This is a genomic window from uncultured Aquimarina sp. (genome assembly GCF_947492965.1).
Taxonomy (GTDB): domain Bacteria; phylum Bacteroidota; class Bacteroidia; order Flavobacteriales; family Flavobacteriaceae; genus Aquimarina.
This window is the reverse complement of record NZ_CANLOZ010000001.1, coordinates 347175-372865: the sequence shown is the minus strand read 5'-3', so window position 1 is coordinate 372865 and position 25691 is coordinate 347175. Positions and strand designations below refer to the sequence as shown.

Annotated in this window: 23 protein-coding genes; 6 read left to right on the top strand and 17 right to left on the bottom strand. The window is 32.7% G+C overall.

Annotated elements, in window-relative coordinates; translation table 11 throughout:
- Nucleotides 1-209: 209 nt before the first annotated feature.
- From dgt to Q1B37_RS01575, 7 genes are all read right to left on the bottom strand, one after another.
- Complete coding sequence (gene dgt, locus Q1B37_RS01605; RefSeq protein WP_299895827.1) at nucleotides 210-1553, bottom strand: dGTP triphosphohydrolase; 1344 nt, start codon at nucleotides 1551-1553, stop codon at nucleotides 210-212.
- A 7-nt stretch (nucleotides 1554-1560) separates the two neighbouring features.
- Nucleotides 1561-2316, bottom strand: coding sequence for a CPBP family intramembrane glutamic endopeptidase (locus Q1B37_RS01600; protein ID WP_299894688.1), 756 nt, complete (start codon nucleotides 2314-2316; stop codon nucleotides 1561-1563).
- A gap of 1 nt (nucleotide 2317) precedes the next feature.
- Entirely contained in the window at nucleotides 2318-2818 is a 501-nt protein-coding gene (locus Q1B37_RS01595; RefSeq protein ID WP_299894685.1) for a zinc ribbon domain-containing protein, read from the bottom strand.
- Nucleotides 2819-3026: 208 nt separating this feature from the next.
- The gene (locus Q1B37_RS01590) at nucleotides 3027-5498 is read right to left on the bottom strand and encodes a ribonucleoside-diphosphate reductase subunit alpha (RefSeq protein WP_299894682.1); all 2472 of its coding nucleotides are present in this window, start codon (nucleotides 5496-5498) and stop codon (nucleotides 3027-3029) included.
- A gap of 313 nt (nucleotides 5499-5811) precedes the next feature.
- Nucleotides 5812-6789 carry a ribonucleotide-diphosphate reductase subunit beta gene (locus Q1B37_RS01585; protein ID WP_299894680.1) on the bottom strand — a complete coding sequence of 326 codons (978 nt, stop codon included), beginning with the start codon at nucleotides 6787-6789 and terminating at the stop codon, nucleotides 5812-5814.
- A 432-nt stretch (nucleotides 6790-7221) separates the two neighbouring features.
- Nucleotides 7222-7956 carry a hypothetical protein gene (locus Q1B37_RS01580; protein ID WP_299603890.1) on the bottom strand — a complete coding sequence of 245 codons (735 nt, stop codon included), beginning with the start codon at nucleotides 7954-7956 and terminating at the stop codon, nucleotides 7222-7224.
- A gap of 70 nt (nucleotides 7957-8026) precedes the next feature.
- Entirely contained in the window at nucleotides 8027-9379 is a 1353-nt protein-coding gene (locus Q1B37_RS01575) for an OmpA family protein (RefSeq protein ID WP_299894677.1), read from the bottom strand.
- Between the two features lie 106 nt (nucleotides 9380-9485).
- Between Q1B37_RS01575 and Q1B37_RS01570 the strand changes: the two genes are divergently transcribed.
- Together Q1B37_RS01570 and Q1B37_RS01565 are read left to right on the top strand one after the other, a co-directional pair.
- Nucleotides 9486-10028, top strand: coding sequence for a sigma-70 family RNA polymerase sigma factor (locus tag Q1B37_RS01570; RefSeq protein ID WP_299894675.1), 543 nt, complete (start codon nucleotides 9486-9488; stop codon nucleotides 10026-10028).
- Complete coding sequence (locus tag Q1B37_RS01565) at nucleotides 10029-10763, top strand: hypothetical protein (protein ID WP_299894673.1); 735 nt, start codon at nucleotides 10029-10031, stop codon at nucleotides 10761-10763.
- Between the two features lie 2 nt (nucleotides 10764-10765).
- Here the strand turns inward: Q1B37_RS01565 and Q1B37_RS01560 are convergent, their stop codons facing one another.
- From Q1B37_RS01560 to Q1B37_RS01545, 4 genes are all read right to left on the bottom strand, one after another.
- Nucleotides 10766-13609, bottom strand: a complete 2844-nt coding sequence (locus tag Q1B37_RS01560) for a CHAT domain-containing tetratricopeptide repeat protein (protein WP_299894671.1) — start codon at nucleotides 13607-13609, stop codon at nucleotides 10766-10768.
- A 55-nt stretch (nucleotides 13610-13664) separates the two neighbouring features.
- The gene (locus Q1B37_RS01555; protein ID WP_299894668.1) at nucleotides 13665-14318 is read right to left on the bottom strand and encodes a hypothetical protein; all 654 of its coding nucleotides are present in this window, start codon (nucleotides 14316-14318) and stop codon (nucleotides 13665-13667) included.
- A 146-nt stretch (nucleotides 14319-14464) separates the two neighbouring features.
- Nucleotides 14465-14656: a hypothetical protein gene (locus Q1B37_RS01550; protein ID WP_299894665.1), complete on the bottom strand. Its 192-nt coding sequence runs from the start codon at nucleotides 14654-14656 to the stop codon at nucleotides 14465-14467.
- A 73-nt stretch (nucleotides 14657-14729) separates the two neighbouring features.
- Nucleotides 14730-15299 carry a DUF3109 family protein gene (locus Q1B37_RS01545; protein ID WP_299894662.1) on the bottom strand — a complete coding sequence of 190 codons (570 nt, stop codon included), beginning with the start codon at nucleotides 15297-15299 and terminating at the stop codon, nucleotides 14730-14732.
- Between the two features lie 112 nt (nucleotides 15300-15411).
- Between Q1B37_RS01545 and Q1B37_RS01540 the strand changes: the two genes are divergently transcribed.
- Both Q1B37_RS01540 and Q1B37_RS01535 read left to right on the top strand, forming a co-directional pair.
- Nucleotides 15412-15984 (top strand): MarC family protein, encoded by a 573-nt coding sequence (locus Q1B37_RS01540; protein WP_299603910.1) that lies wholly within the window; start codon nucleotides 15412-15414, stop codon nucleotides 15982-15984.
- On the top strand, nucleotides 15984-16184 hold the full coding sequence (locus tag Q1B37_RS01535; RefSeq protein ID WP_299603913.1) for a hypothetical protein: 201 nt from the start codon (nucleotides 15984-15986) through the stop codon (nucleotides 16182-16184). The genes Q1B37_RS01540 and Q1B37_RS01535 overlap by 1 nt, the downstream gene beginning before the upstream one ends.
- Before the next feature lie 7 nt (nucleotides 16185-16191).
- Here Q1B37_RS01535 and Q1B37_RS01530 read toward each other — a convergent pair whose 3' ends face one another.
- The 4 genes from Q1B37_RS01530 to Q1B37_RS01515 all read right to left on the bottom strand — a co-directional run bounded on the left by Q1B37_RS01530 (nucleotide 16192) and on the right by Q1B37_RS01515 (nucleotide 19372).
- Entirely contained in the window at nucleotides 16192-16506 is a 315-nt protein-coding gene (locus Q1B37_RS01530; protein ID WP_299603916.1) for a hypothetical protein, read from the bottom strand.
- 184 nt (nucleotides 16507-16690) lie between these two features.
- Complete coding sequence (locus Q1B37_RS01525) at nucleotides 16691-18271, bottom strand: S41 family peptidase (RefSeq protein ID WP_299894659.1); 1581 nt, start codon at nucleotides 18269-18271, stop codon at nucleotides 16691-16693.
- On the bottom strand, nucleotides 18271-18702 hold the full coding sequence (locus Q1B37_RS01520) for a dCMP deaminase family protein (RefSeq protein WP_299603922.1): 432 nt from the start codon (nucleotides 18700-18702) through the stop codon (nucleotides 18271-18273). Before Q1B37_RS01520 ends, Q1B37_RS01525 begins: the two co-directional genes overlap by 1 nt.
- A gap of 85 nt (nucleotides 18703-18787) precedes the next feature.
- Nucleotides 18788-19372: a HupE/UreJ family protein gene (locus tag Q1B37_RS01515; RefSeq protein ID WP_299603925.1), complete on the bottom strand. Its 585-nt coding sequence runs from the start codon at nucleotides 19370-19372 to the stop codon at nucleotides 18788-18790.
- A gap of 218 nt (nucleotides 19373-19590) precedes the next feature.
- Here Q1B37_RS01515 and Q1B37_RS01510 point away from each other — a divergent pair, with 218 nt between their 5' ends.
- Both Q1B37_RS01510 and uxaC read left to right on the top strand, forming a co-directional pair.
- Complete coding sequence (locus Q1B37_RS01510; protein ID WP_299894656.1) at nucleotides 19591-20406, top strand: mechanosensitive ion channel domain-containing protein; 816 nt, start codon at nucleotides 19591-19593, stop codon at nucleotides 20404-20406.
- A 161-nt stretch (nucleotides 20407-20567) separates the two neighbouring features.
- A complete protein-coding gene (gene uxaC / locus Q1B37_RS01505; protein ID WP_299894653.1) occupies nucleotides 20568-21977 on the top strand; it encodes a glucuronate isomerase in 1410 nt (469 codons plus the stop codon).
- A gap of 80 nt (nucleotides 21978-22057) precedes the next feature.
- Here the strand turns inward: uxaC and Q1B37_RS01500 are convergent, their stop codons facing one another.
- Both Q1B37_RS01500 and Q1B37_RS01495 read right to left on the bottom strand, forming a co-directional pair.
- Nucleotides 22058-24487: a glycoside hydrolase family 2 TIM barrel-domain containing protein gene (locus tag Q1B37_RS01500; protein WP_299894651.1), complete on the bottom strand. Its 2430-nt coding sequence runs from the start codon at nucleotides 24485-24487 to the stop codon at nucleotides 22058-22060.
- Nucleotides 24487-25686 carry a glycoside hydrolase family 88 protein gene (locus Q1B37_RS01495; protein WP_299894649.1) on the bottom strand — a complete coding sequence of 400 codons (1200 nt, stop codon included), beginning with the start codon at nucleotides 25684-25686 and terminating at the stop codon, nucleotides 24487-24489. The genes Q1B37_RS01500 and Q1B37_RS01495 overlap by 1 nt, the downstream gene beginning before the upstream one ends.
- Nucleotides 25687-25691: the final 5 nt, after the last annotated feature.

Genomic DNA, 25691 nt, shown 5'->3' with positions numbered 1-25691 from the left:
AAAAGAATTCTTAAATGTTAACATTAGATTTCTATTCCATTGTATATATGCTAAAATCATACGTTATGGATACAATGCACCATATAGATACTGCTGTCGGAATTATTCGTCAAAACTTTCAAAGAATGACTTAAAAAACTACTTTAGTATATCACTCTAGAAAGATTTAACTTTTTTAGCTAATCTTTTATCCTTTACATAGTGTTTGATTATACCTGTAAACCTCTTATTTTCTGAAATTTCAATAAAGCATTTCCATCCGTAAGGCTTGCAACATAATTGCTTATACTAATTAATCTGGTATATAGATCTTCATGAGTATAATCAAAATTACTTCCTTCAGCTTTCAAGATTAATTTATCATAATTGGAAGCTTCTTGATTATTATAATTATTGGTTGCTGTACAATACCTATCTAATAAAGTTGCTAAAATTTCATATCCAGCGATTTCCTTTTCAACCACTTCGGTGCTCTGGTATATATTGGCAACACTGATTTTGATAATATCATCTATTTGTGCTTGGTACTTACTCTTATCTATAAGTGCTGTATCGAAGTTACCAGATAAAATATCTTCCTCATATGTAATAAAGGTATTTGCTGCTTCTTGAATTAATGTATTTATAGCAAGTGCCCTAAGATAACTTAGTCGATCTGCAGTAGTAGACAAACTGTTGTATTTAGCTGTATTTATCGAGTCTTTTACCAGCTTAATCAAATACTCCAACGCATACTCTTCTTGTATGAGTCCCAAATTAATTCCATCTTCAAAATCAATAATAGTATAACAAATATCATCTGCTGCTTCTACTAAAAAAGTTAACGGATGACGGCTATATGTTATTTCATCTCCAATTTGTTGCGGAATTAAACCAACTTCTTCGGCGACTTCCTTGAAAAATGCACTTTCATTCTGAAAATATCCAAACTTCTTATGCGCTATATGAGGAGTCGGTTTTTTAGGCAAAGATGCTTTTGGATATTTCATAAAAGCTCCTAAAGTAGCATATGATAATCGCAAACCACCTTCTATTCCCTTTCTGGACTCCGTTAGAATTTTAAAACCATTCGCATTTCCTTCAAAATCAATAAGGTCCTGATATTGTTTGGGTGTTAAATAGTCTTTATACTTCTTCCCTTTTCCGGTAGCAAAATACTCTCCTATTGCTTTTTCTCCTGAGTGTCCGAACGGGGGATTTCCAATATCATGTGATAAGGAGGCCGCAGCTACAATAGCTCCAAAATCGTTAAATTGATATCCATGAATTGTAGCCAAATGTGGATGTTTTTCTAAAACCTTTTTACCTACAGCACGTCCTAGCGAACGACCTACAACCGAAACTTCCAAACTATGGGTCAAACGTGTATGTACAAAACTGGTTTTGGATAAAGGAATTACCTGTGTTTTATCTTGTAAACTTCTAAAAGCAGAAGAAAATATAATCCTGTCATAATCTACTTCAAACCCTAATCGTGTTTCGTCTTGTTCTTTTCGTAATCTTTTATTCGTATCTCCCTGTCTTTTCAAAGAAAGAAGCTGTTCCCAGTTCATCATACTGTCAAAATTCTAGCAATGTGCTATCAAAATAATAATAGTCCAAATATAACACTACGAAGTTATGTATAAAATGAATTATCATTCCTATCCATAAAGTATTATATCTGTGTCGTAAATATCCAAGTAATAATCCGAATGGAAAGATCCATAACAATGAGATTACCGAAAAATGTACGATGGCAAAAATAAACGCTGTTAGAATAATAGTCACTCTTGTATTGGTGATTTTCTTCAATTGATTATATAAAAAACCTCTAAATCCAAGTTCTTCAAAAATTGGTGGAAAAACAGCCACAAAAAGAATAGCCCAAAACATCGGGTTTGGATAATTGATATACGTAAAATAATAATTGTAATACTCATCAAATACTTCTGTATTGATAAACTCTATTAAATAATACACTATGAATGCAGAGGCAAATGGTATTGCAAGATATCCCAAAAGATAGAGTGGTTTAATTTTAGGAAATCGATACAATTTCATGATATTCTTAAAATCAAAAAACGTAAAACCTATAATAATCAAAGCAAAAATGGTTTCCGTAGCAATCTCTTGAAGTAATGAACCTTCTTCATTAAACAAAAAATAGTTCATCATCAAAAACACCAACATAGCAATGTAAAATGCAATGACAAGATTAAGATGTTCTCTTTTTATTTTCCCAGAAATTTTCTTCTTAATAGAGGTTCCACAGTTAGGACAAAAATTAACCGCGTTTTCTAAAGAAGCACCACAATTTCTACAAATCATATCCATATTATTGTTCTTTTATACTTTGTGATGCAGAATACATTCCTTTTATCAAAAAACTAAGAATAATGACCTTTAGAAGTATACCTCTAAACAAACTAGAAGGCTCTACAATTACGTTTGCCGCTATCACCATAAGATATAATAGTAAACCAGACAAGATTGCTGCAAACGGTTTTTTCTGAGACCAATAAGCTAGTATCAAATAAATAATAGCTAAAATAGAACTTGCTATAAGCACCGAAACATCTTCCAGACTTATAAACAACACCAATCCTGAAATAAAGAAGATACCCGCCATCCAATACAATGTATTTCTTGCAGAACTAATTTTTTTACGATCTTCTTTGATTTGGCTTTTTTTCAGAACTCTTTGGGCGTGAAATTTTGCCTTTTCATTATCGTCTCCATTTTCGGGAAAACCGCAATAGGTACAAAACTTGGCATTGTCAAGCATTTCTTCATTGCACTGAGAGCAATGTGGGAGTTGGATAGTTATCTCTTCCATACTATAGGTACTATTAGATCAGGGGTTCTAAAGATAGTAAAAAAGCGCTTTCTTAAAATACAAGCAACTTTTTAAAACCCTTTATATGTCTAAGTATCGAAAACATCTTATTTGTTACCCTTTCCATTCCAATTTTTGTTGTTTTTGGGATAATAAAAAAGGGAAGCTTTCAAAACTTCCCTTTCTTGCCCTATATAAATGGTCTTAATTAAGACCCACACATTAAACAATCATCTCCTTCAGCTTCTTTAGATTGCGCTATTAACGCTCTCAATTCTTCGGGAGTTAATGAAGTTCCTTCTGCAGAAACTTGTACTTGTTCCGCTTGTGGTTCTGCTTTAGGAGTGGATTGCGCTTCCATAACCTGTGCAGCAGCCACTGCTACTTTTTCTGCTTGCGGTTGTTCTTTCTTTTCAGTTTTTAATGTAAACTTAATCGCATCAACCGCAGACTTAGTTCTTAGATAATACATTCCCGTTTTTAATCCACTTTTCCAAGCGTAGAAATGCATAGAAGTAAGCTTAGCCATTGTTGCACCTTCCATAAATAAGTTTAATGATTGAGATTGGTCTATAAAGTATCCTCTGTGGCGAGACATATCGATAATATCCTTCATACTCAACTCCCAAACTGTTTTATATAACTCTTTAAGATCTTGAGGTATGATATCTATATTCTGAATAGATCCATTAGCTCTCATGATTGCATCTTTAAGATCATCACTCCATAAATTAAGTTTTACAAGATCTTCTAAAAGATGTTTGTTTACAACGATAAACTCTCCAGACAATACACGTCTTGTATAAATGTTACTTGTATATGGCTCAAAAGCTTCATTATTTCCTAAAATCTGAGAAGTAGATGCTGTAGGCATTGGCGCGACTAATAACGAGTTACGAACTCCATACTCTAATACTTCTTTGCGAAGTGCAGCCCAGTCCCAACGACCACTTAATTCTTCATCTTTAATTCCCCATAAATTATGCTGGAATTCTCCTTTAGAGATCGGAGATCCTTCATATGTTTGATAAGGTCCATCTACAGTAGCTTCTTCCATAGAAGCAGTTACAGCCGCAAAATATAGCGTTTCAAAAATCTCTTGATTTAACTTTTTAGCTTCATCACTAGTAAACGGCATTCTTAACTGGATAAAAGTATCTGCTAATCCTTGTACTCCTAATCCAATCGGACGGTGACGCATATTAGAATTTTCAGCTTCTTTAACCGGATAGTAATTCCTGTCAATTACTTTATTTAAGTTTTTAGTAACACGTTTTGTGATTCTGAAAAGCTCCTCATGATCAAACTCACCATTTTTCACAAACATTGGTAATGCTATAGAAGCTAGATTACATACCGCTACTTCATCTGGACTTGTATACTCTAAAATCTCTGTACATAAGTTGGACGAACGAATCGTACCAAGGTTCTGCTGATTTGATTTTCTATTCGCCGCATCTTTATACAACATATAAGGAGTACCAGTTTCAATCTGTGATTCTAGAATTTTCTCCCATAGCTCACGTGCTTTAATCGTTCTACGTCCTCTTCCTTCTGCTTCATAACGCACATAGGTTTCTTCGAATTCTTCACTATGCATATCGAATAAACCAGGACATTCGTTAGGACACATTAATGTCCATTCTGCATCTTCCTGTACACGTTTCATAAATAAATCTGGAATCCACATTGCGTAGAACAAATCACGAGCACGCATTTCTTCTTTACCATGATTCTTCTTAAGGTCTAAAAAGTCAAAAATATCAGCATGCCAAGGCTCTACATAAATCGCAAAAGAACCTTTTCGTTTTCCTCCTCCTTGATCTACATAACGCGCTGTATCATTAAACACACGTAACATCGGCACAATACCATTAGACGTACCATTAGTACCTGCTATATAGGATCCTGTAGCTCTAACATTGTGTATAGACAATCCTATTCCTCCCGCAGATTGTGAAATCTTTGCTGTTTGTTTTAGCGTATCGTAAATACCATCAATACTATCTTCTTTAGTTGCTAATAAGAAACAAGAAGACATTTGAGGTTTTGGAGTACCAGAATTAAATAACGTAGGTGTCGCGTGTGTAAAATATTTTTTAGACATTAATTCGTACGTTTCTATAGCTGCATCTAGGTCATTTAGATGAATTCCTATAGAAACTCTCATTAACATATGCTGCGGACGCTCTGCTATCTTACCATTAAGCTTAAGTAAGTATGAACGCTCTAATGTTTTAAAACCAAAATAATCGTATCCAAAATCTCTGTTGTAGATAATCGTAGAGTCTAACTTTTCTTTATTAGCCATGATTACCTCATATACCTCATCAGAGATCAATGGTGCTTTTTTCTCTGTTCTTGGATTTACATACTCATATAAATCCTTCACTACTTCAGAGAAGGTCTTTTTAGTGTTTTTATGTAAATTAGAGACTGATATCCTCGCTGCAAGTTTGGCATAATCAGGGTGTGCGATCGTCATGGTAGCTGCAATTTCTGCTGCAAGATTATCCAGCTCGCTTGTAGTTACTCCATCGTATAATCCTTCGATAACCCTCATGGCAACTTTTACTGGATCAACTAGTGAATTTAACCCATAACACAGCTTTCTTACCCTTGCGGTAATTTTGTCGAACATAATTGGCTCCTTGTGACCGTCTCTTTTTACTACATACATACGTTTTTGGTTTTTATAAAATTCTTCTTTTGAAGAACTACGATATTAATTTGTGTTTATATTCCTCTTCATTACTCAAAGTCATAATTAATTGTGTGATCTCCCCCGAAATCAGATACTAAAAAGAAACCTCTGTATTATATAAATCAGAGAATTTATACAAGTAAAATACAATTATTGACTTTCGCCTTTTTTGTTTTTGGCAAGCTTTTAGAAAGCTTAATCAAACTGAGCTAATCGGTTACTTTTATAGATTTTCTATATTAATTAGCTCAGAATGAAAATATTATTATTCTGAAATGATTTTTAGAGATTAAAAATCGGCATCAAAACTTATTTTATTATCCTCGGTATCTTTATTAAGAACTCCAGCTTTCTGATATTCCGAAACTCTCTTTTCAAAGAAATTAGTTTTTCCTTGTAATGAGATCATGTCCATAAAATCAAATGGATTTGCAGTTCCGTATTCTTTTTCACAATTCAACTCTAACAACAATCTATCCGTAACAAACTCTAAATATTGTGTCATTAGATTTGCATTCATTCCTATTAAACTTACTGGAAGAGATTCTGTGATAAATTCTCTTTCAATATTAAGTGCATCAACAATTATTTCACGAATTCTTTCCTTTGGCACTTTATTAATCAGGTGATTGTTATGTAAGTGTACTGCAAAATCACAATGCACACCTTCATCTCTTGATATCAACTCGTTAGAAAATGTAAGACCTGGCATCAGACCACGTTTCTTTAACCAGAAAATAGAACAGAAAGCACCTGAGAAGAAAATACCTTCTACTGCTGCAAATGCGATTAATCTTTCTGCAAAAGAATCAGAATCGATCCATTTTAATGCCCAATCCGCTTTTTTCTTAATCGCAGGAAAGTTTTCAATTGCCTTAAATAAGATATCTTTTTCTTTTTCATCTTTTACATAGGTGTCAATTAACAAAGAATAGGTCTCAGAGTGAATATTCTCCATCATAATTTGAAATCCATAAAAGAACTTTGCCTCACTATATTGAACTTCATTTACGAAATTTTCAGCTAAATTTTCATTTACGATTCCATCTGAAGCAGCAAAGAACGCTAAGATATGTTTGATAAAATATCTTTCATCATTTGTCAGCTTTGTACTCCAATCTGTAATATCCTGATGTAAGTCAATTTCTTCTGCCGTCCAGAAACTAGCTTCTGATTTTTTATACCAATCCCAAATGTCATGATGTTTGATAGGAAAAATAACAAATCTGTCTTTGTTTTCTTGTAAAATTGGCTCTACTGCATTCATCTTTTTTTCTTTAAGCTAGTTATCTATTTTTTTGTTTCCGCTACGGACTAACAAAGATCAAAAAATGCTCCAAATGTTTCACAAAAATTTGGCAAACGTTTTCAACAAAGTTTTCAACACGAAGGGAATTAAGCAATAAAAATCAAAATTTACCAAAAACCACCTAAGCTACTGATTTACAAATAATTAAACTAACAAAAAAAGATATAAACAACACTGTTAGTAACCTCAAAAAACACTTATTTTTCAGTTGCTAACACAGTTTTTTGTCTTCAAAAACAAAACTAAAAAAAACCCCTATTTTACGGCAAAACCACACGTTAATAAGTGACAAGAAAAATTTTATTTTTAATAAAAAAATGGAATAAAAAGAAAAATCATACCTGAATTAACGAGTATGATTTTTCCAAAGGGTAATTTTATATTTACATCTTATGGCCAAGAGAATGTTTCTCCTGTAACATGATTCGTATACACTCCTGTTCCGTCACCTGACCAAACAAAACTTTCTGCCAATACTCCAGCTTCGAAAGCCTTAATTGATCCTGACCTATCCGTTTCATTATAAATCATTTCTATTTTATCATTATTATGATCTTCTATAGTGAAGGTAATCACACTACCCGTTTTTCTATATGTCATTAGGATAAAGCTTCCGTCTTCACCGTTGAATCTTACTTCATAGAAATTACCGTCTTTACTAATTCTACCTTCATAAAAAGTTCTTCGCACTCCTCCTTCTTCTATATCATATGTAAAATAATCAAAAGCAGCATCTGATGTTACTGTATAATAAAGCGTAACACCACCTGCACTCCAAACCCAAGTATCTGCCATGCTTCCGTTTTTACCAACAACACTTTGTTGCTCGGCATCAGTTGGAATGCTTAGAAAAATTGAAGAATATGTTAATGCTTGTACTTGTAGCGATGCGATGGTCCATACAGCGTTAGACGCATATACATTGTCTTGCGCATATCCTTCCATTGCTTCTGGAGCTTCTATATTACCAATAGATTCTTCATATTGCTCAAAACGTCCTTGAAGATTTTCAAGTTGATTTTCATTTTCAATTACTAAACCATCGTCGTCATTACCACAAGATTGAAACACTAATGCTAGCGCTATCATAATCATTGTACCTATACTTTTAAATTTTGTGTTCATTGTTTTCATTTTTAATTATTATCAAGTTTTTTCATTAGTGTCATAAAAGACAAAGAGGTAAACATTGTTTTTATATTTTTTTGAATTCAACTCTTCTATTCTTTGCTTTTGCTTCTGGAGTATCACCATTATCAACCGGATCACTCTCCCCTTTTCCTTCAGTTTTTAGCCTAGAAGAGTCAATACCAAACTCACTTACTAAAGTCTTCTTAACTGAAACTGCTCTTTCTTCAGATAGTTTTTGATTAAAAGCATCATCACCGTCTTTATCCGTGTGGCCAGTAATTAACACATTAACCGATGGATTTTCAGTAAGCACACCTGCTATCTTTTTGATAGTACCGTAAGATTGGGATTTCAAACTAGCTTTTCCAGTGTCGAAAGTAATTCCATATGTCACCAGTTTTCCTTCGGTTATCAGTTTGTTTCGCATATCAGGTTTTCCAACCGCATATCTTATATTCCCTAAATAATAGAATGTATTTTCTTCTGATATTTCTGAGAAGAATTTTAGATTTTTTACAATAGTGTTTTTTTCAAAAGCTCTAGGTATGTCGAATACTTTTTGCTCATTAATATAAATACGCATTCTTTGTTTTTGTTTCCAGATAGATACGTGTATTTTTTCTCCTCTTCCTCTATTATCTTTATCAAGAAGCTCAATTCCTTTTTTAGAACGAAGATCCAGGTTTCTGTCTTTGTTATATTTATAGATATCAATTCCTCCACCACCGCTGATGCCACCTCGTATAGCAAATGAGAAACCGTTATCTCCAGGCGTTCCATCCTGCAAGCTATATCCAGGATTTTTTAAATCAGAAAAAACAACCATTAAATCTCTTTGATATGCGTATTGCGCCACATCAAAATCGAATACAACATCATATTCCAATGTAAAATTATCTGGAAACTCTTCGATAAATTCAGGAACATAAGACCCTTTTCCCGTTCCTATTTGAATGAATCTACCTTCCGTATTATTTAAAGTAACTACCTCTGCAGAGTTAGAAGAGTTCCACCTTGCTGGCAAATCTCCAATTTCATCCTGACTAAAATCTTCGTAAGCCAAAATATTCTCTCCAGCGACAAAGTCAAATTTAGAATACGCGGCAAAAGCAGATTTTCCATTTTCCAATTCCTCCGTTTCATTTGCTGTATCAGAAGAAATTACGGCGTCATTACTTTTTTTAGTTTTCTTACTTTTTTTCTTCTTTTTGCTTTTAGGTTTTCCGTCGACAGTATCATCAATTGTTTTACCAGTCTTTTTAGAAACTTTTTCCTCTGTCTTTTTTAATATGGTCTTTTCTGCGGCTTTTTCAGCAGTTTTTGCTACTTTCTTCCAAAACTGAGCTTCTACATGTTGTGGTGTTATCATTAAAATAAACAATACCGCTATTCCGATTATTTGCCTTGTAGTTTTCATAATTATATTGTTTGGTTTTATCTCTTTGTATCCTTTTTATAAAAAAGGTTAACTTTATCTTTGGAAAATAAGATGAACCTATTACCCTATAGTCAGGTGACCAAGTATGAAGGAAGAACTCTTAACGCTAAAAAAAGGGCGTAATCAAGCATTAGAAAAAATCTATAACGAGTATAGAAATGCTTTTTTGCAGTTTGCGAAAAAGTATGATCTGGATCACGATGTACTTATAGATATATATCAAGAAGCTTTTATTGCCTTACGAGAACATGCAATCAATGGGAAACTTGATGCTATTAAAAGCTCTATTAAGACTTATTTATTTAGTATCGGAAAGTATATGATCTACGATCAACTCAAGAAACAGAAAAAAACCATCTCTTATGAAAGTAGCGTGGAATTTAAAGAAACATCTGAAGATCAAGACTTTTTTGAGGAACCTGAATTGAGTCCAGAACAGCGATTATTACGACAACATTTTAAAAATTTAGGAAAACGTTGTCAAGAAATGTTAACCTTATTCTATTATCGGGGACTAACGATTGACGAGATTACCGAAAGCTTAGGCTACGAAAACAAAAATGTAGTAAAAAGCCAGAAATCCCGTTGTATAAAATCCCTTAAAGAATTAATTAAAACCCCCGCTTAAATGGAACGAGAAGAGTTAATAGACAAATTTCTACATTCAGAACTGACTCCTGCGGAAAAAGAGCAGTTCGATGATCTGCTTACCAATGATATCTCATTTAAAGAGGATCTAGATCTACTATCAAATCTGAAAAATGTAGCTGGAGCAGAAGATAGAGATGATTTGAGAAAACAAATGGCTAATTTTGAAGCTAAAATTGCCGCTAACGAAACCAAGGTAGTACCACTCTTTAATTACAAAAAACTATTAGTAGCTGCATCTATATTATTAATAATTTCTCTAGGAGTTATTTCATTATTAGATCCTTTTGGTGTTAACACTAATGACCTTTATGCTTCTAATTTTGAGCCTTATAAAAATGTGGTAACCCCTATTGTAAGAGGAACAGCAGATGATAATAAAGAAATTGCTGCTTTTTCTTCATACGAGAATAAAGAATACGCAGTATCGGCAGAACAATTTGGAAAGCTATATGAGACCACCCAAAAACCTTATTTCCTATTATATCAAGCAAATGCGTTATTAGCTATTGATCAAACTAAAGAGGCCATTCCTTTATTAGAACAACACATTGCTTTAAAAGATGAATTAATAGAAAGAGGTAAGTGGTATTTATCGCTGGCTTACCTGAAAGAAAATCAAAAAGAAAAAGCTATTCAATTATTAGAAGACTTATCTACCAATGGGACCTTCAAAAAAGGTGATGTGCAAAAGCTATTAGATCAAATGAAATAATCTTAGGTATTACTGCTTTTTACTTTCTTTATAATCACTATAATAACAGGAATAAAAAGCAGTAATAACCACCATAAAAAAGAACTACTACTTTCCAAAGGAGTGGTATCACCAGATATCATAAATCCAGACCAATAGTACGGATGCATTAATAAATCATCCTCAGCATTTTTCAGATACGTTAGCTTTGCCTCTCTTAACGCTTGGTCTTTTGGTAATGATTTATTCAGGTTCTTATAGAAATCGTGCATTAGATCTGCGGTGGTTTGATCATTAATTTTCCATAACGTATTTACTAATGACTTGGCGCCAGCATAGCTAAAGCCTCTTGCTAGACTTAACATTCCTTCTCCTTTCTCCAATTTTCCCAGTCCTGTTTGGCAAGCACTTAACGCTACTAAATCCGCATTAATATTATATCCATACAAATCCTTCACATATAACAAACCATTTTCATCACTATCATCATTAGCAAATGCTAAATAGGAATAATCGGGATATTCATCGTTAGTAGCGGCATGAGTGGCGAAATGAAGCATACTATAAGTCTCCGAATTCTCTGAAAAAGAAGCCAGAGAAGCTTCTTTACCAACAATAGCTTTCCCATTAAAAAAATTAGTAATCTGTGTTACCTCATCTATATTATATAACAATGGCCCGAAATTAGGTCTGTCCTGAGAAATAGTTTTACCTACGTTTTCAAAACTAGGTGCATATGCCACTAAATTATTCTGCTCACTTTTTGATTTATTTTGTTGCTCTCTAAGTAATGTAGCAGAATTTGTATATGAAATTTGATACTCCCTAATTAGATAATCCGCAGCATTATTAGAAGTGGTTAATGCTTCAAACGGAAGGTAATTCAGAATATCATCAGGGATAATTAATAATTCTTTTGATTCAATTTTTTCCAAAGGCTTCATTAAAATTCTTTTATACACCTCATAGCCTTCGGCAAAAATATCGGGTAGCTCCTTAACATTTAGATTAGACAACAAAGAATAAAAATGTGTTATCGCCTCTCGATCCTTATTCTCTAAAGGCATCTTATAAAAGTTTTTGCGTTGATTTTCTAAAGTAATCACATACAAGTTTGTACTCGTCGCAACATAACTGATCAATGCTTTATTTTGGAGCAGACCCGCCGATATATCTTCCAAACTTACTACATCAGCATTATATTTTAAATCATAGTATTTTGGATACTCTTGCTCCATATCAGAGATAAAATTATAATACTTGTTTTTTAGTTGAAATAAGGAATCGAAAACAGCAATATCCGATCTTTGATTAAAGAATTTCTTTTCTAAATGAATAATATTTGCTCTGAATTGTTGCTCCTTATCAATGATTTCTTCAGGCACTCCGCCAAAAAAGCTTGCTTGAGTACTTCTAGTAGCTTCTAATAGAATAACACTTTTACTTTTTTCTGAGAAATAAAATGCTGCATCTATATATTTCGATTCATTTGTTGCAGTATACAAATCAAAAGCTATCTCTACCATACTATGAAAAGCAGGATACATTTCTGTAATTAGAAATTGTTTATCGATTTTGCTTTCGAATTCTGGTTTTAACAGATCTAACGTTTTGATAATATCATTAGATGTGGTAAAAGCTATTTCGAGATCTTTAGTGTTATTACTTTTTTTGAATAACAATTGAAGTGCTGTCAACTTTTCTTTTAGCACTTTAACCAACGCTAATTTGGATAGTACTTTTTTTGGATCCGGATTAACTTTAATATCTTTATTTGTAAAATCCGGTGCTAATTGCATCAAAGATTCTTGATAATATTCCAAAGCTGTAGAAGGATCTTCTTTTAACATATACAAACTACCTAAACCGGTATAAGCTTCTGCTACGTCCTGATGCTTCTGATTTTGCCTGTAAGTAAGGGTCTTATCTAAATAAGATTTATAAAAGGTTTCTGCCTTCTCATATTGTTTGTCTGAACTATAAATTTCTGCGTACAATTTCTCAGCAGATCTTTGAAAAGCATCATTTTCCACATAATACGATTCACTTTCCCTTAGCATGATAATTGCCTTAGCAATACTATCTTGTAATAAGTAATTATTTGATAGACGCTGATAAGTGGAAAGAATGTTATTTTTAAATCTTGGATTCGCAGATTGTGCTATATAATACGGAAGCACTTCATTCAATAATTTATTTGCAGCTAAATAATCATTTTCATTTTCAAATACTCTAGCTAATCGCATTTTAGTATTAAGAACTTGTCTACTCCAATCAAATTGCGGATAGATTTCCGTAATACCAAGTGTTTTTTGATGATACTCTTTAGATAGATCGTATTTACCAATCTTCTCATAAACTGCTGCTAAAAAAGAGTATCCTGAATACAATTCATTTAATTCATTAAGATCTGCCGCATCCCGACTTGAAATAGAATTGGTTAAATCTTTGACTAACTCTTGAAAATATCTTATCGATTCTTGATAGTTATTTGTTTTATAATAATAGTGACCTTTTTGCAACAAATAACGCCTTTTATAAATAATGCCGTATTCCAAAGAATCTACCGCCTGATCTTTAAGTTCATTCTCAAACCTTTCCAAGTTTAACTTTAGGTTTTCTAAATCAAAATGATATCCATTTGCTTGAACTAAATAAGTTAAAACATCCAGTTTACCGTCTAAATAATCACTCTCCTCCGCTATCTCAAAACCTCTTGACAAATAAACATAGGCACTATCTTTATTACTATATAAAAAAGTCCCTCCTTTACTAAGCAAATAATTATATTCGGCCAACTGTTCTTCTGTTTGCGAAAAACATAACAACCCACTTATCAACAATAAACTAGTTAAAATAAATTTCATAAAAAAAGCTCCCAAAATGATTGAGAGCTAATTTACTTATTATTTATGAAGGTTACTAAAGGTTAATAGTACCTGTTATTGAGTAAGTGATAACATCGTTCAACGGAGGGAAGAATTTAGTTATCTGCACAGTAACAACTCCTTGGAAATCTATATTACCATCTATTGAAATACTTTGCAATCCAGTATCTTCAAACTCTTGAATATTACCAAATTCTGCTAAAACTTCTTGATTTTCAGAAAAAACTACCACTGAGAAACCTTCTACATTTCCTGCCAATAAAACTTGCTGTAAATTACTAAATTCAAGATCTGTAAAACAGTTACAAGGTAATGGTGGTGGCGGTGGAAGCGGAAGCCTTGGTACTTTTGGTCTAATAGACACATCTTCTAATGCTTCATCAATTTGCAAGTTTAGAAAATTAATTTGTTCTGTATTAACCTCTCGTTGATTTTCTAACTCTTCTAACTGAGCTTGTAAATCTTCATTATTTGGGTCATTTTCGAGATCTGTCATTACGGAAATGATCTGTTCCTCAATTAGATCATCTTGCCTACTAAGATGTAATAAATGAAGATCCTGTTCTAAAAATATTCCTGTTTCTTCCGCATCAGGAATCTTAATATCGTCTATAGCATCATCATCACTACAGCCAAACGGAACTGCAGCAAGCATAAACATAGCGATACATACTTGAATTGTTTTCATAAAAATTATTGTTTTGGTTTTAATGTTAGTATTCCTTTTCCCTTTTAGGTAAACATTAACAACCCTAAAAATAAAGAAAAGTTTTCCATATCAAACAAAAAACCTTAAGATGAGGCTCTTAAGGAATGAAAATATTAATCTTCTATTTATTTTGGTGGACAATTAAAAGCTAAACCACAAGGCCCAGGCAATGGAGGTCTTGGTGGTATTTTTATACTTTTCTCAGATTTCAATTCAACATCATCTTCCAGTCCAATTTCTTCCTCAACATCTGATTTCGAACAGGAAACAAACAAACCAATACCAAAGATTATGGCTAATACATTCAGTTTTTTCATAATACTAAAATTTAACGTTATGTAATTAAGTGTCTTTAGTATTACGATTGTTACCAGAAAATTATCGGAATTTCTATTTTTTTAGCCCTTCGGCTACTTTTTCCAACTCCATATACCAATCCTCTCCAAACTTGCGTATCAACGCCTGTTTTACAAATTTATAGATAGGGACTTGTAGTTCTTTCCCTAAAGAACAGGCATCATCACATATATCCCACTTATGGTAATTCACTGCTGAAAACTCTGTATAATCTTGTACTCGAATTGGATATAAATGACAAGAAATTGGTTTTTTCCAATCTATTTCTCCTTGATTATAAGCTTCTTCAATAGCACATAGAGCAGTACCTTTTTTATCAAAAATTACATAGGCACAATCAGCACCATCTATTAATGGTGTTTCTAATTCTCCATTTTCTGTTTTGATAAAAGTACCTTGTTTTTCAATTGCTTCAACTCCTTCTTGCCTTAAATATGGCTTTACTACAGGATATATTTCTTTAAGCTTCTGTGTTTCTGCCTCATCTAGTGGTGCTCCCGCTTCTCCATCGATACAACAGGCTCCTTTACAGGCAGAAAGATTACACACAAAATCTTTTTCTATAATGTCTTCTGAAACTATGGTTTTTCCTAACTGAAACATATTGCGAAGATAGTTTTTATGAAATATAAAATTTACCGATTATTAATCTTTTTATGCTACTTTTATAATATGGAGTATATATAACTTTGCATCAACCAAAAAACTAATTAAAATGAACTTTGACCCAAAAGAAATACTTACAGCAAGCATGATATTATTTGCGGTAATCGATATCATTGGTAGCATCCCTATTATTATAGATTTACGAAAGAAAGTTGGTCACATCCAAAGTGAAAAAGCCTCTATAGTCGCCGCTATTTTAATGATCTTGTTTCTTTTTGTAGGAAAAGAAATCCTGAATCTTATTGGTATCGATGTAAATTCGTTTGCAGTTGCTGGTGCTTTTATTATTTTCTTTCTTGCCTTAGAAATGATACTTGGTATTCAACTATATAAAGATGATGAACCCGAAACTGCTGCAGTGGTTCCTCTTGCGTTTCCATTGATTGCAGGTGCAGGAACTATGACATCAATACTATCACTTAGAGCAGTATATCAACCCGTTAATATTGTGATTGCAATAGTGATTAATATTATTTTTGTATATCTAGTGTTAAAGTCTTCTGGAAAAATTGAAAAAGTATTAGGAAAGCAAGGAATTAATGTGATTCGAAAGATATTTGGCGTAATTTTGTTGGCTATAGCAGTAAAACTATTTGCTACTAATATAAAAGGTTTATTCTGATGAAATATTTTATTTATACGTTAATACTTATTGGTGTTTCCTTGATTATCTACAATGCTACTGTTTTAGATTTCAGCAACCTGTTACTAGGAGATAGCAAAACAGCTTTAATGAGTATTATTGCTTCTGCATGTGTCATTGTTCTATTACTTATATTATTAGTTTCTAGAACTATTCAGCAGAAATATGGAAAAAGATAAATAAGGGTTACGCAATAAAAGTAATTAGAAAGCAGGCAATAATTACTGGTGGTACCGAAACCACAGCAAGAATCATAAAGAAATTATGTAATTTTCTAAAAATCAAAGAGGTTTTTAATGCCTTTTTTAGTTTCGTATCTTCTGTACTTTCTATGTGTTCCCTAATTAAATCTCCTGAAACGTAAGAGGAATCAACTAAAATCTCATTATCAAGAAATAAAGACGCACTATTATCTAGCAATCTAAATCCAACCGCAATAATAAAAAAGAAAACGGGAGAACAGAGCGCAATAGCAAGAAGGTATTCTGATAATTCTGACATATTTTGGGGGTCGCTTTTTGTATTAAAAATACTACTAAAATGTTAATATAACCAAAGTTATAGCTCTTATTAACAAAAACATTAAGAAAAGAACAAGCATAACCTTTTGAAACATCAGTTTTCTTAACGACTTAGTAATTTTTGGGGACATAGGATTGATCCCAATACGAGAACGTCTAAATAATTACTCCGGTGAAAGGGATAAAACCTTTTGAATCATTTTATCATCCTGATTAATAATTTTTTCGAACTCATTCGTACCAAATAACTGTTGTGCCATAATTGCCTTTAGATACTTTTTTAATTGTTCTCTATAATTATTAAGTTTTAAATCAACCCCATTTCTTCTTGTGTAGGCCAAAAATCCTTCCGCGAACTCATTGTCTATTTGGATTTCTTCTTTGAACTGGTCTTTTGTTAATTGGTTATAGTATTCTCTTTTCTTATCTAATTCTTCAAATATATATCCTCCCATTCTACCAGAGCGCAACATATAATCTAATGTTTCACCAACTCTGGTTGTGTCCTTACTCACAAATATATCTGGTATTATTCCACCACCTCCGTAAACCGTTTTACCTCCAGGAGTTTTAAATTTTAAGGAATCTGCCACCTGAATGCTGTCCGCATTTTGTAATTCCCCATTTTTATACCTCTCTAAATATTCATTAAAATACTCTTTATTCCCATTACTATAAGGTTTCTGAATGGATCTTCCTGTAGGCGTGTAATATCTTGAAATAGTTAATCTAATAGCACTACCATCGCCCAATGCCATTTCTCTTTGTACAAGTCCTTTTCCGTAAGACCTTCTTCCTACGATCGTACCTCTATCATTATCTTGTATAGCTCCAGCAAAAATTTCGCTGGCAGAAGCAGAGTTTTCATTTATCAGAACATAGATATCTCCTTTTTCGAAACTTCCGTTCTTAGTTGCATAATTATTTTCGATGGCTCCTTTTTTGTTTTTAGTAAACATAATAAGCTCATCATCTTTTAAGAACTCATCTGCCATTTTTAGTGCTGGCGCAATAAATCCACCACCATTATCTCTAAGATCAACTACCAAAGTCTCTGCTCCCATATCCTGTAAAGAATCTAATGCTCTTTTAAACTCAGTATAGGTCGTTTCTGCAAATCGGTTCACTTTGATATACCCCATCTTTTCTTGAAGCATATAACTAGCATCAACACTTTGCAAGGGAACTCTTCCTCTCTTTACCACAACATCAAAAACACCTTTTCCCCTTCGATATACTTTTAGTTGTACCTGACTATTTAATTCTCCTTTAAGTTTATCTGCTAATCGATCTCTTCTTAATCGTTCACCATACAAAGTATCTTGATCCGCCATAAGAATGCGATCACCAGCTAAAATTCCAGATTTTTCGCTGGGCCCACCTTTAATAGTATTAATAACTGAAATAGTATCTCTATATGGATAATAACTTACACCTATTCCGATAAAATCTCCCTGCATACTCTCTGTAATACCTTCAAGCTCTTCTGGTGGGATGTATACAGAATGTGGATCAAGATTTTCTAAAATTCGATTAACAGTAACGTCTACAATGCTATCTGTATTAATTTCATCCACATACTCATAGTCTATATAATCTATAAGTCTATTTAATTTTTCCTTCTTGGCATTGTAAGAAAACAGCTTAGCAGATGGGTTACTAAAGTTGAGTTTACTACCTAAAAAAACTCCAACTCCCATCGCTAAACCAATAAATAATGGCAAATATTTTTTTGAATAACCCATTAATCTTCCAAGTCAGTTATCTGTTCTATTTCCACACCAGCTTTCTCTAAAAACAAAAGCCCTGAATTATCTTTATATCCATTCTGATATACAATTCTTTTAATTCCTGCCTGATGAATTAACTTACTACACTCTTTGCAAGGAGATAAAGTAATATATAAAGTTGCTCCTTTACAAGATTGTGTTGACGACGCAACTTTTAAAATAGCATTCGCCTCTGCATGAAGCACATACCACTTAGTATATCCTTCTTCATCTTCGCACGGATTCTCAAAACCTGTGGGTGTTCCGTTGAACCCATCAGAAATGATCATTCTATCTTTTACAATAACCGCACCAACTTTTTTTCTTTCACAATGTGACAGTTTACCCCATTCTCTGGCAATTCTTAGGTAAGCTTTATCATACTTTAATTGTTTCGATTTGGGCATATAGAAAAATTGGATTGTATTACTATCTAATAAACTACGAATATATTATGACTATGTGTCAAATACAACCCTAATTAATAAATAATTACCATATTCTATTGGATATAATCATGGGAATTACCATTCCGATTACTATGGATGAAATCACTAAGATCCAATCTCTTTTAGAAAATCTAAAAACAGTTTGAACAACAAAACCAAGTACTAAAACAATTAGCACAACTATTATTTGTGATATTTCTATACCCAGCGCAAATTCTAATATAGAAAGTACTTTATATTCTCCCATGGTACTGATTAAATCAAAATACCTCGAAAAACCTAAACCATGTATTAATCCAAAAAAGACTGTAACTGCATAAAGAACACCTATTCTATCTTGCTTAGTCGAATTTTTCGCAGTAATTACATTAAATAATGCTGTAATTAAAATGGTAATTGGTATTAGAAACTCTACTAGTTTTGAGTTTACCGAAACTATATCATAGGCGGCTAAAAATAATGAGGCGGTATGACCAAGAGTAAACAAGGTAACCAGCGTGAATACTCGTTTCCAATCATTGAAATTATATGCTACTATAAGTACTATAAAAAATAGAATATGATCATAAGCTTCCCAATCCAATACATGGAAAAAACCAGCTTTAAAAAAATACATAAACTCAGACATAAATTTCGCTTTTTTTTGAGGTTGCGTAATGTACGATTAAAAAGAATAATCTAGAAGTATTGTAGGAACTCTTATAAAAAAATTAGGATTATTTACCTTTTAAAGCAGCGATTTGTTCTTTATCGAATATTTAGGATTCTTAGAAAAAAATAAACCCAACAAAAACTTTAAATCCTTAATTTTAATACATAACAGATAATTAATTTAAAAATTGGCTCATGGATATTCAAGAATGGATAGATAAAGGATTAGATTTTATTGTAGATTTTGGACCAAAAGTTGTTGGTGCAATTCTTATTTGGATCATTGGTTCCTGGATTATTAAAAAATTAATAAAGGGAATTACTAAACTAATGTCCGTCCGCAATTATGACGAAAGTTTGCAAAAATTCCTTGCCAATCTACTTGGTTGGATATTAAAAATTGTATTAATCCTTGCTGTTCTTGGAACAGTTGGTGTAGAAACTACCTCTTTTGCTGCTATTATTGCTGCTGCAGGTTTAGCAGTTGGATTAGCTTTGCAAGGTTCTTTAGCAAATTTTGCAGGCGGTGTACTTATTATGATTTTCAAACCTTTTAAGATTGGGGATTTAATTGAGGCACAAGGAGTATTAGGTGTAGTTAAGGAAATAGAAATTTTCACTACAAAATTATCCACCCCAGAAAATAAAGAAGCTATTGTTCCAAATGGAACTTTATCTAATGGAAACATTATTAATTACACCTCTCAAGGTAAATTAAGAGTTGATCTGAATATTGGAATCGGATACGGAGATGATATGAAAAAAGCGAAAGATGTAGTAATGAAAGTGCTAACTGATAATCCTAAAGTATTAAAAGATCCTGCACCAACAGTAGCGGTAAGCGAGTTAGGAGACAATGCAGTTAATTTAGTTGTGAGACCTTTTGCAAATGTTGATGATTATTGGGATGTATATTTTAGCGCTCTAGAAGATTCTAAAAATGCATTAGATGCTGCTGGTATCTCTATACCTTATCCACAGCGAGACGTTCATATCCATAACGTAAACTAACGTATATTAGAACTTTGTATAACTTAAAAAAAGGCTTCATTACTGAAGTCTTTTTTATTTACAGTTTTAATATTAGTGAATTGAACAATCCACTACCCTAAAGTAGATCATTAGACTCCTGCAACTATTTATATTGCGTTCACAAATAAAGAACAGATAACATGAGTGCTAAGCCTCCTTTTATAAATGATGATTTCTTATTACAAAATGATTTTTCTAAAATTCTATATCATACCTACGCAAAAAACCTACCGATTATAGATTATCATAATCATTTATCCCCAAAAGATATTTGTGAGAATACAAATTTTAATACCATCACCGAAGCATGGCTTCATGGTGATCATTATAAATGGCGTGCCATGAGAACGCTTGGAATTTCTGAAGACTTTATTACAGGAAAAGCCACTGATAAGGACAAGTTCTTAAAATGGTCCGAAACAGTACCTTATACCATTCGAAATCCATTATTTCATTGGTCACAAATGGAGTTAATGAAATACTTTTCTATCTCTGAAATACTATCTCCAACTACAGTAGATAAAATTTATGAATTAACCAATGAACAGCTGCAAATGCCGAATCATTCGACACAAGGGTTATTGGAAATGAATAATGTAATCACTGTATGTACTACTGATGATCCAATAGATGACTTAAAGTATCATAACAGTTATGCTACTCAGAAAAAATCTATGGAGCTGTTACCTACTTTTAGACCAGATAAAGCCTATACTATTCAGGATTCAAATACTTATTTACAATATCTAGATCAGCTTAGTGATGCATCAAACATACAGATAAATTCATTTGATGATCTTTTAACAGCCTTGGAAAGCAGAATTGATTATTTCCATCAATTAGGTTGTAGGTTGGCTGATCACGGTTTAGAAACACTGTCTTTTGAGCTAGAAGAAAACTATTCTATCGACAGTATTTTTAAAAAGATACAATCTAAAAAACCTCTTGAAAATGGCGAGATACACCATTTTACATATCAAGTCCTTTATTTTTTATGTACTTCTTATCATAAAAGAGGATGGGTACAACAATTCCATTTAGGAGCAATACGAAATAACAACTCCAGACTTCTTCATAAGCTTGGTCCTGATACAGGTTTTGACTCTATTGGCGATTTTTTGCAAGCCAAAAACTTAAGCAAGTTCTTAAACTCTTTAGACAAATCTGATCAACTATCTAAAACAATATTATATAATTTAAATCCTTCGCAAAATGAGGTTTTTGCGACAATGGCTGGTAATTTTAACGATGGATCCATAAAAGGAAAGGTTCAATATGGTGCTGCCTGGTGGTTTTTAGACCAAAAGGATGGAATAGAAAAGCATCTAAATACTGTATCCAACTTAGGGATGCTTAGTTGTTTTGTTGGTATGCTTACAGATTCTAGAAGTTTCCTGTCTTTTCCAAGACATGATTATTTTCGTCGTATTCTCTGCAATCTATTGGGAGATGATGTAGAGAATGGTATGCTTCCCAAAGATGAAAAATGGTTAGGTAAAATTGTTGCTGATATCTGTTTTTATAATGCAAAAGCATACTTTCCTTTTTAAAAGTATTAGGGAAGAAATCCCGAAAGATAACTCCCCTAAAAACAATTCAAAAACTAACAAAATGTGAGAACTCTATTTAATCATAATGGTATGGTTAAATAAGTCCCTTTAAAACTCTGGTTCAACACCATCATTTTAATCTTTTCTTTTCCATTATGAGGTATTACTTCTATTACTGCTTTTCCATTTGACATTTTTATAGATTCACTTCCCATCGGTGTCCCCATAAACTTTTTAGTTTCTCCACCCGATAGACATTGAAAATATACTCTTTCTTCGTAGTCCAAACATCTTAACCCTTCTTTATCTAATGCTGTTGCGATTACCAAATAATTTCCGTTATTCATTTTCTCATAGGAAAGATTCAGAGCATTAGCTACTCCATTTTTCTTATTTCTATAATTAATATCCACACTATCTGTCACCTTCTCTCCATTTTTATAACCCACAGCTTTCAGTTTGTTTTCTCCTTCTTTAAAAAGAACCTCCCAAGTAAGTCCAGAAGCAGGAAACACTGAGATATCCTTTTGTTTCTTCCCACAAGATTTCCCATTAAAAAACAACTCTACGGCATCACAGTTACTATAAACATTCATGATTCTTGATTTGTCTTTTGGTCCTTGTCTTTCTGTCCAGGAATGAGATTCTATATAAACAAATGGATCTTTGGCCCAATAGCTTTTAAAAACATAATAAGCGTCTTTTGGATTTCCTTCTCGATCCATAATTCCTTTTTGATTTACATAGGGAATATCATTTTCTGGTCGTAATGGTGTTCCAAAATCCTTGAATGCCCATTGTACGTTTCCAACAAAAGATGGAGTAGTTTCAGAAGTTTTTAAATGCCAATCAAATAGGTCTACTATGTAATTCTCACTCCAATCACCAATCTTAGCAATGTTGGTGACAGCGGTTTGGGTAATAGCTTCGGTCCAACCATCATTATCCATTTCTCCTAAACCATCTATCGGAGTTTCTGTATGCCTACCATAATGACTCGAACCACCATATTCCGCATGAAGAAAATGCGGATACTCTTTTATATATTTCTTCAAAGCTCTTTCATAAGTAATATAACTACCTGAATACCATCCAGACCATATAGATGGTGAAAAAACATCCACAATATCCGAACCAGCATAATACTTTCTAATGGCTGTTTTTCGGTAAGGATCTAAAGTGTGTGATAGCGTATTTAATTCTTTAAGAAAAGTATTCATCTTTTCTTGATTATCTCCATCTTCAAAATCCGGCAACCAATAAATTTCATTACCCAAAGACCATATTATAATACTTGGATGATTATAGTTTTGATTGATAATTTCTTCTAACATTGTTTTGGTATTCCTTTTCCAATTTTCATTACCAATTCCACCTCTACACCATGGCAGTTCATCCCATACTAAAAGTCCTAACTCATCACACATTTTATAGACTTCTGGATCCTGTGGATAGTGAGCTAACCTAATAAAGTTAGCTCCCATCTCTTTAATAGCTTTAATGTCCTTCTGATGTAATTCATTAGGCATTGCGGCTCCATATCCAGCGTGTTCCTCGTGTCTGTGTGTTCCTCTTAATAATACTCTCCTACCATTTAGGTAAAAAGGTCCTTTATGCTTAAACTCGAACCAACGAAAACCAAACCGATCTGATAGCTTATCGATTTGTTTTCCTGACTCTAATAATACCAATTGTATTTGGTATAAATTTGGAGCATCGATATCCCATAAGATAGGATTCGCAGTCTTTTCAAAATCCAAATTAAATTGCTTATTCTTTATGGTTTTAGAAACAGTTTGCATCTTTTTTCCGTTCGGATCAAACAGCTGAGCTTCTACTTTATATTTTGTTTCTTTTTGTATTCCTTCAATAGTTATAGCTACTTGTAATGAAGCACTTTCTTTAGAAACCTTTGGAGTAGTAATTTTTAAGTTCGAAATATGGGTTTTATACTTTTTAATCAACCATACATCTCTAGTAATTCCTCCATAAATAAAAAAGTCACTTTTTTGAGAAGGTATAATTTCAGGATCATAACTATTATCTACCTTCACCAAAATCTCATTCTTACCGTTTTTGAGATAATCCGTAATATCAAAAGAAAACCCTATATAACCTCCAATATGATTTCCTACCAAGTTATTATTTACATATAACTGAGTGGTTATATTCGCTCCTTCAAAATATAACTCATAAGCTATATCTTCATTAAAATTTTTGATTTGAATTTCCTTCTTATACCAGCTAGCACTTCGTCTATATCCTGGTTCCAAATCCATCGTATCATGGTTATTCCAGGTATGTGGCAAATTAATGGATATCCAATCCTTTTGCTCAGCTAGTTGGTCAATAGTTTCTATATTTTTTTCTAAATACTGCCAATCAGAATTCAGGTTTTCTTTTGATCGATATATCTGAGCCGAACTGTAAGAATAGATAAATAGAAACAGTAAAACACCGATGTGTTTACAAGAAGAAAAATCAGTTATATATTTACAATTTTTCTTCATTATTTAAGTGCTTTTCTTCTTAATATTGCTTCTAAAAAATAATAATCAGCGTAACTAATTGGGCCATTAATCTCATCATTCTTAGGCCAATTTCCTGTACTATGATTTAAAATAAATGGCACTTCAGTTTTATGCTGTATGACATAGTTTTCAGAAGAAAGACTACTCATGATCTTATCGGAAAATTCTAAATACTTTTTGTCTGTTGTGTATTCATATAATTCTATCATTGCAGAAGCAATTATTGCTGCCGCCGATGCATCTCTTGGTTCCTTAGGAATTTTAGGTGCATCAAAATCCCAATATGGAATTCCATCTTCCGGAAGTCTATTATGATGTATTAAAAATGTTGCGATTTTTTTCGCTTGCTCTAAAAACTCTGTACCCTCAGTATACCGATATGCCATGGTATATCCATAAAGCCCCCAAGCTTGACCTCTAGCCCACGAAGATTCTTTTCCAAAACCTTGGTGTGTTACTTTAGATCTTATATTACCAGTAATTGTATCATAATCTACAACATGATAACTACTATTATCGGTTCTAAAATGATTCTTTAGAGTAGTCTTGGCATGTTGCTCTGCGATATCATAATATCTCTCATCTTGGGAATACTTAGAAGCTTCGAAAAGTAGTTCCAAATTCATCATATTATCTATGATTACTGGAAATTGCCATTCTTCTTTATTAAAATCCCAAGATCGAATGGCCCCTATCTTATCGTTATAGCGTGTAGATAATGTTTTGGCACTTGCAATAATAATATCCTTATAAGTAGGATCATTTAGTATTTTATATCCGTTTCCAAAACTGCAAAACACCTTAAATCCCATATCATGGGTTTTATCATTATACTTTTCTTTTTCAATAAATGCCGTCCACTCTTTTGCTCTATCTCTATATCGTGTATCGTCTGTTAACCTATAAATATTCCAAAGACTTCCTGGAAAAAAACCACTTGTCCAATCTTTTGATGGTACCCTTTTTATGACTCCATTTGCATCAGCACTTCTAGGAAAGGCAATAGAATCTATTGGATATTCTAACAAATATGAAAATCTATCAGAATATTTGACAATGGTATTTCCTCCATCTATCTCTTCTTCAGTTTTATCTGTAGAAGTGTCTTTACAACCAGTAAAAATCAACAATAAAACGATAATTATTGGAACAAAGATGTGTCCTTTTTCTTTTCTCATAAGTG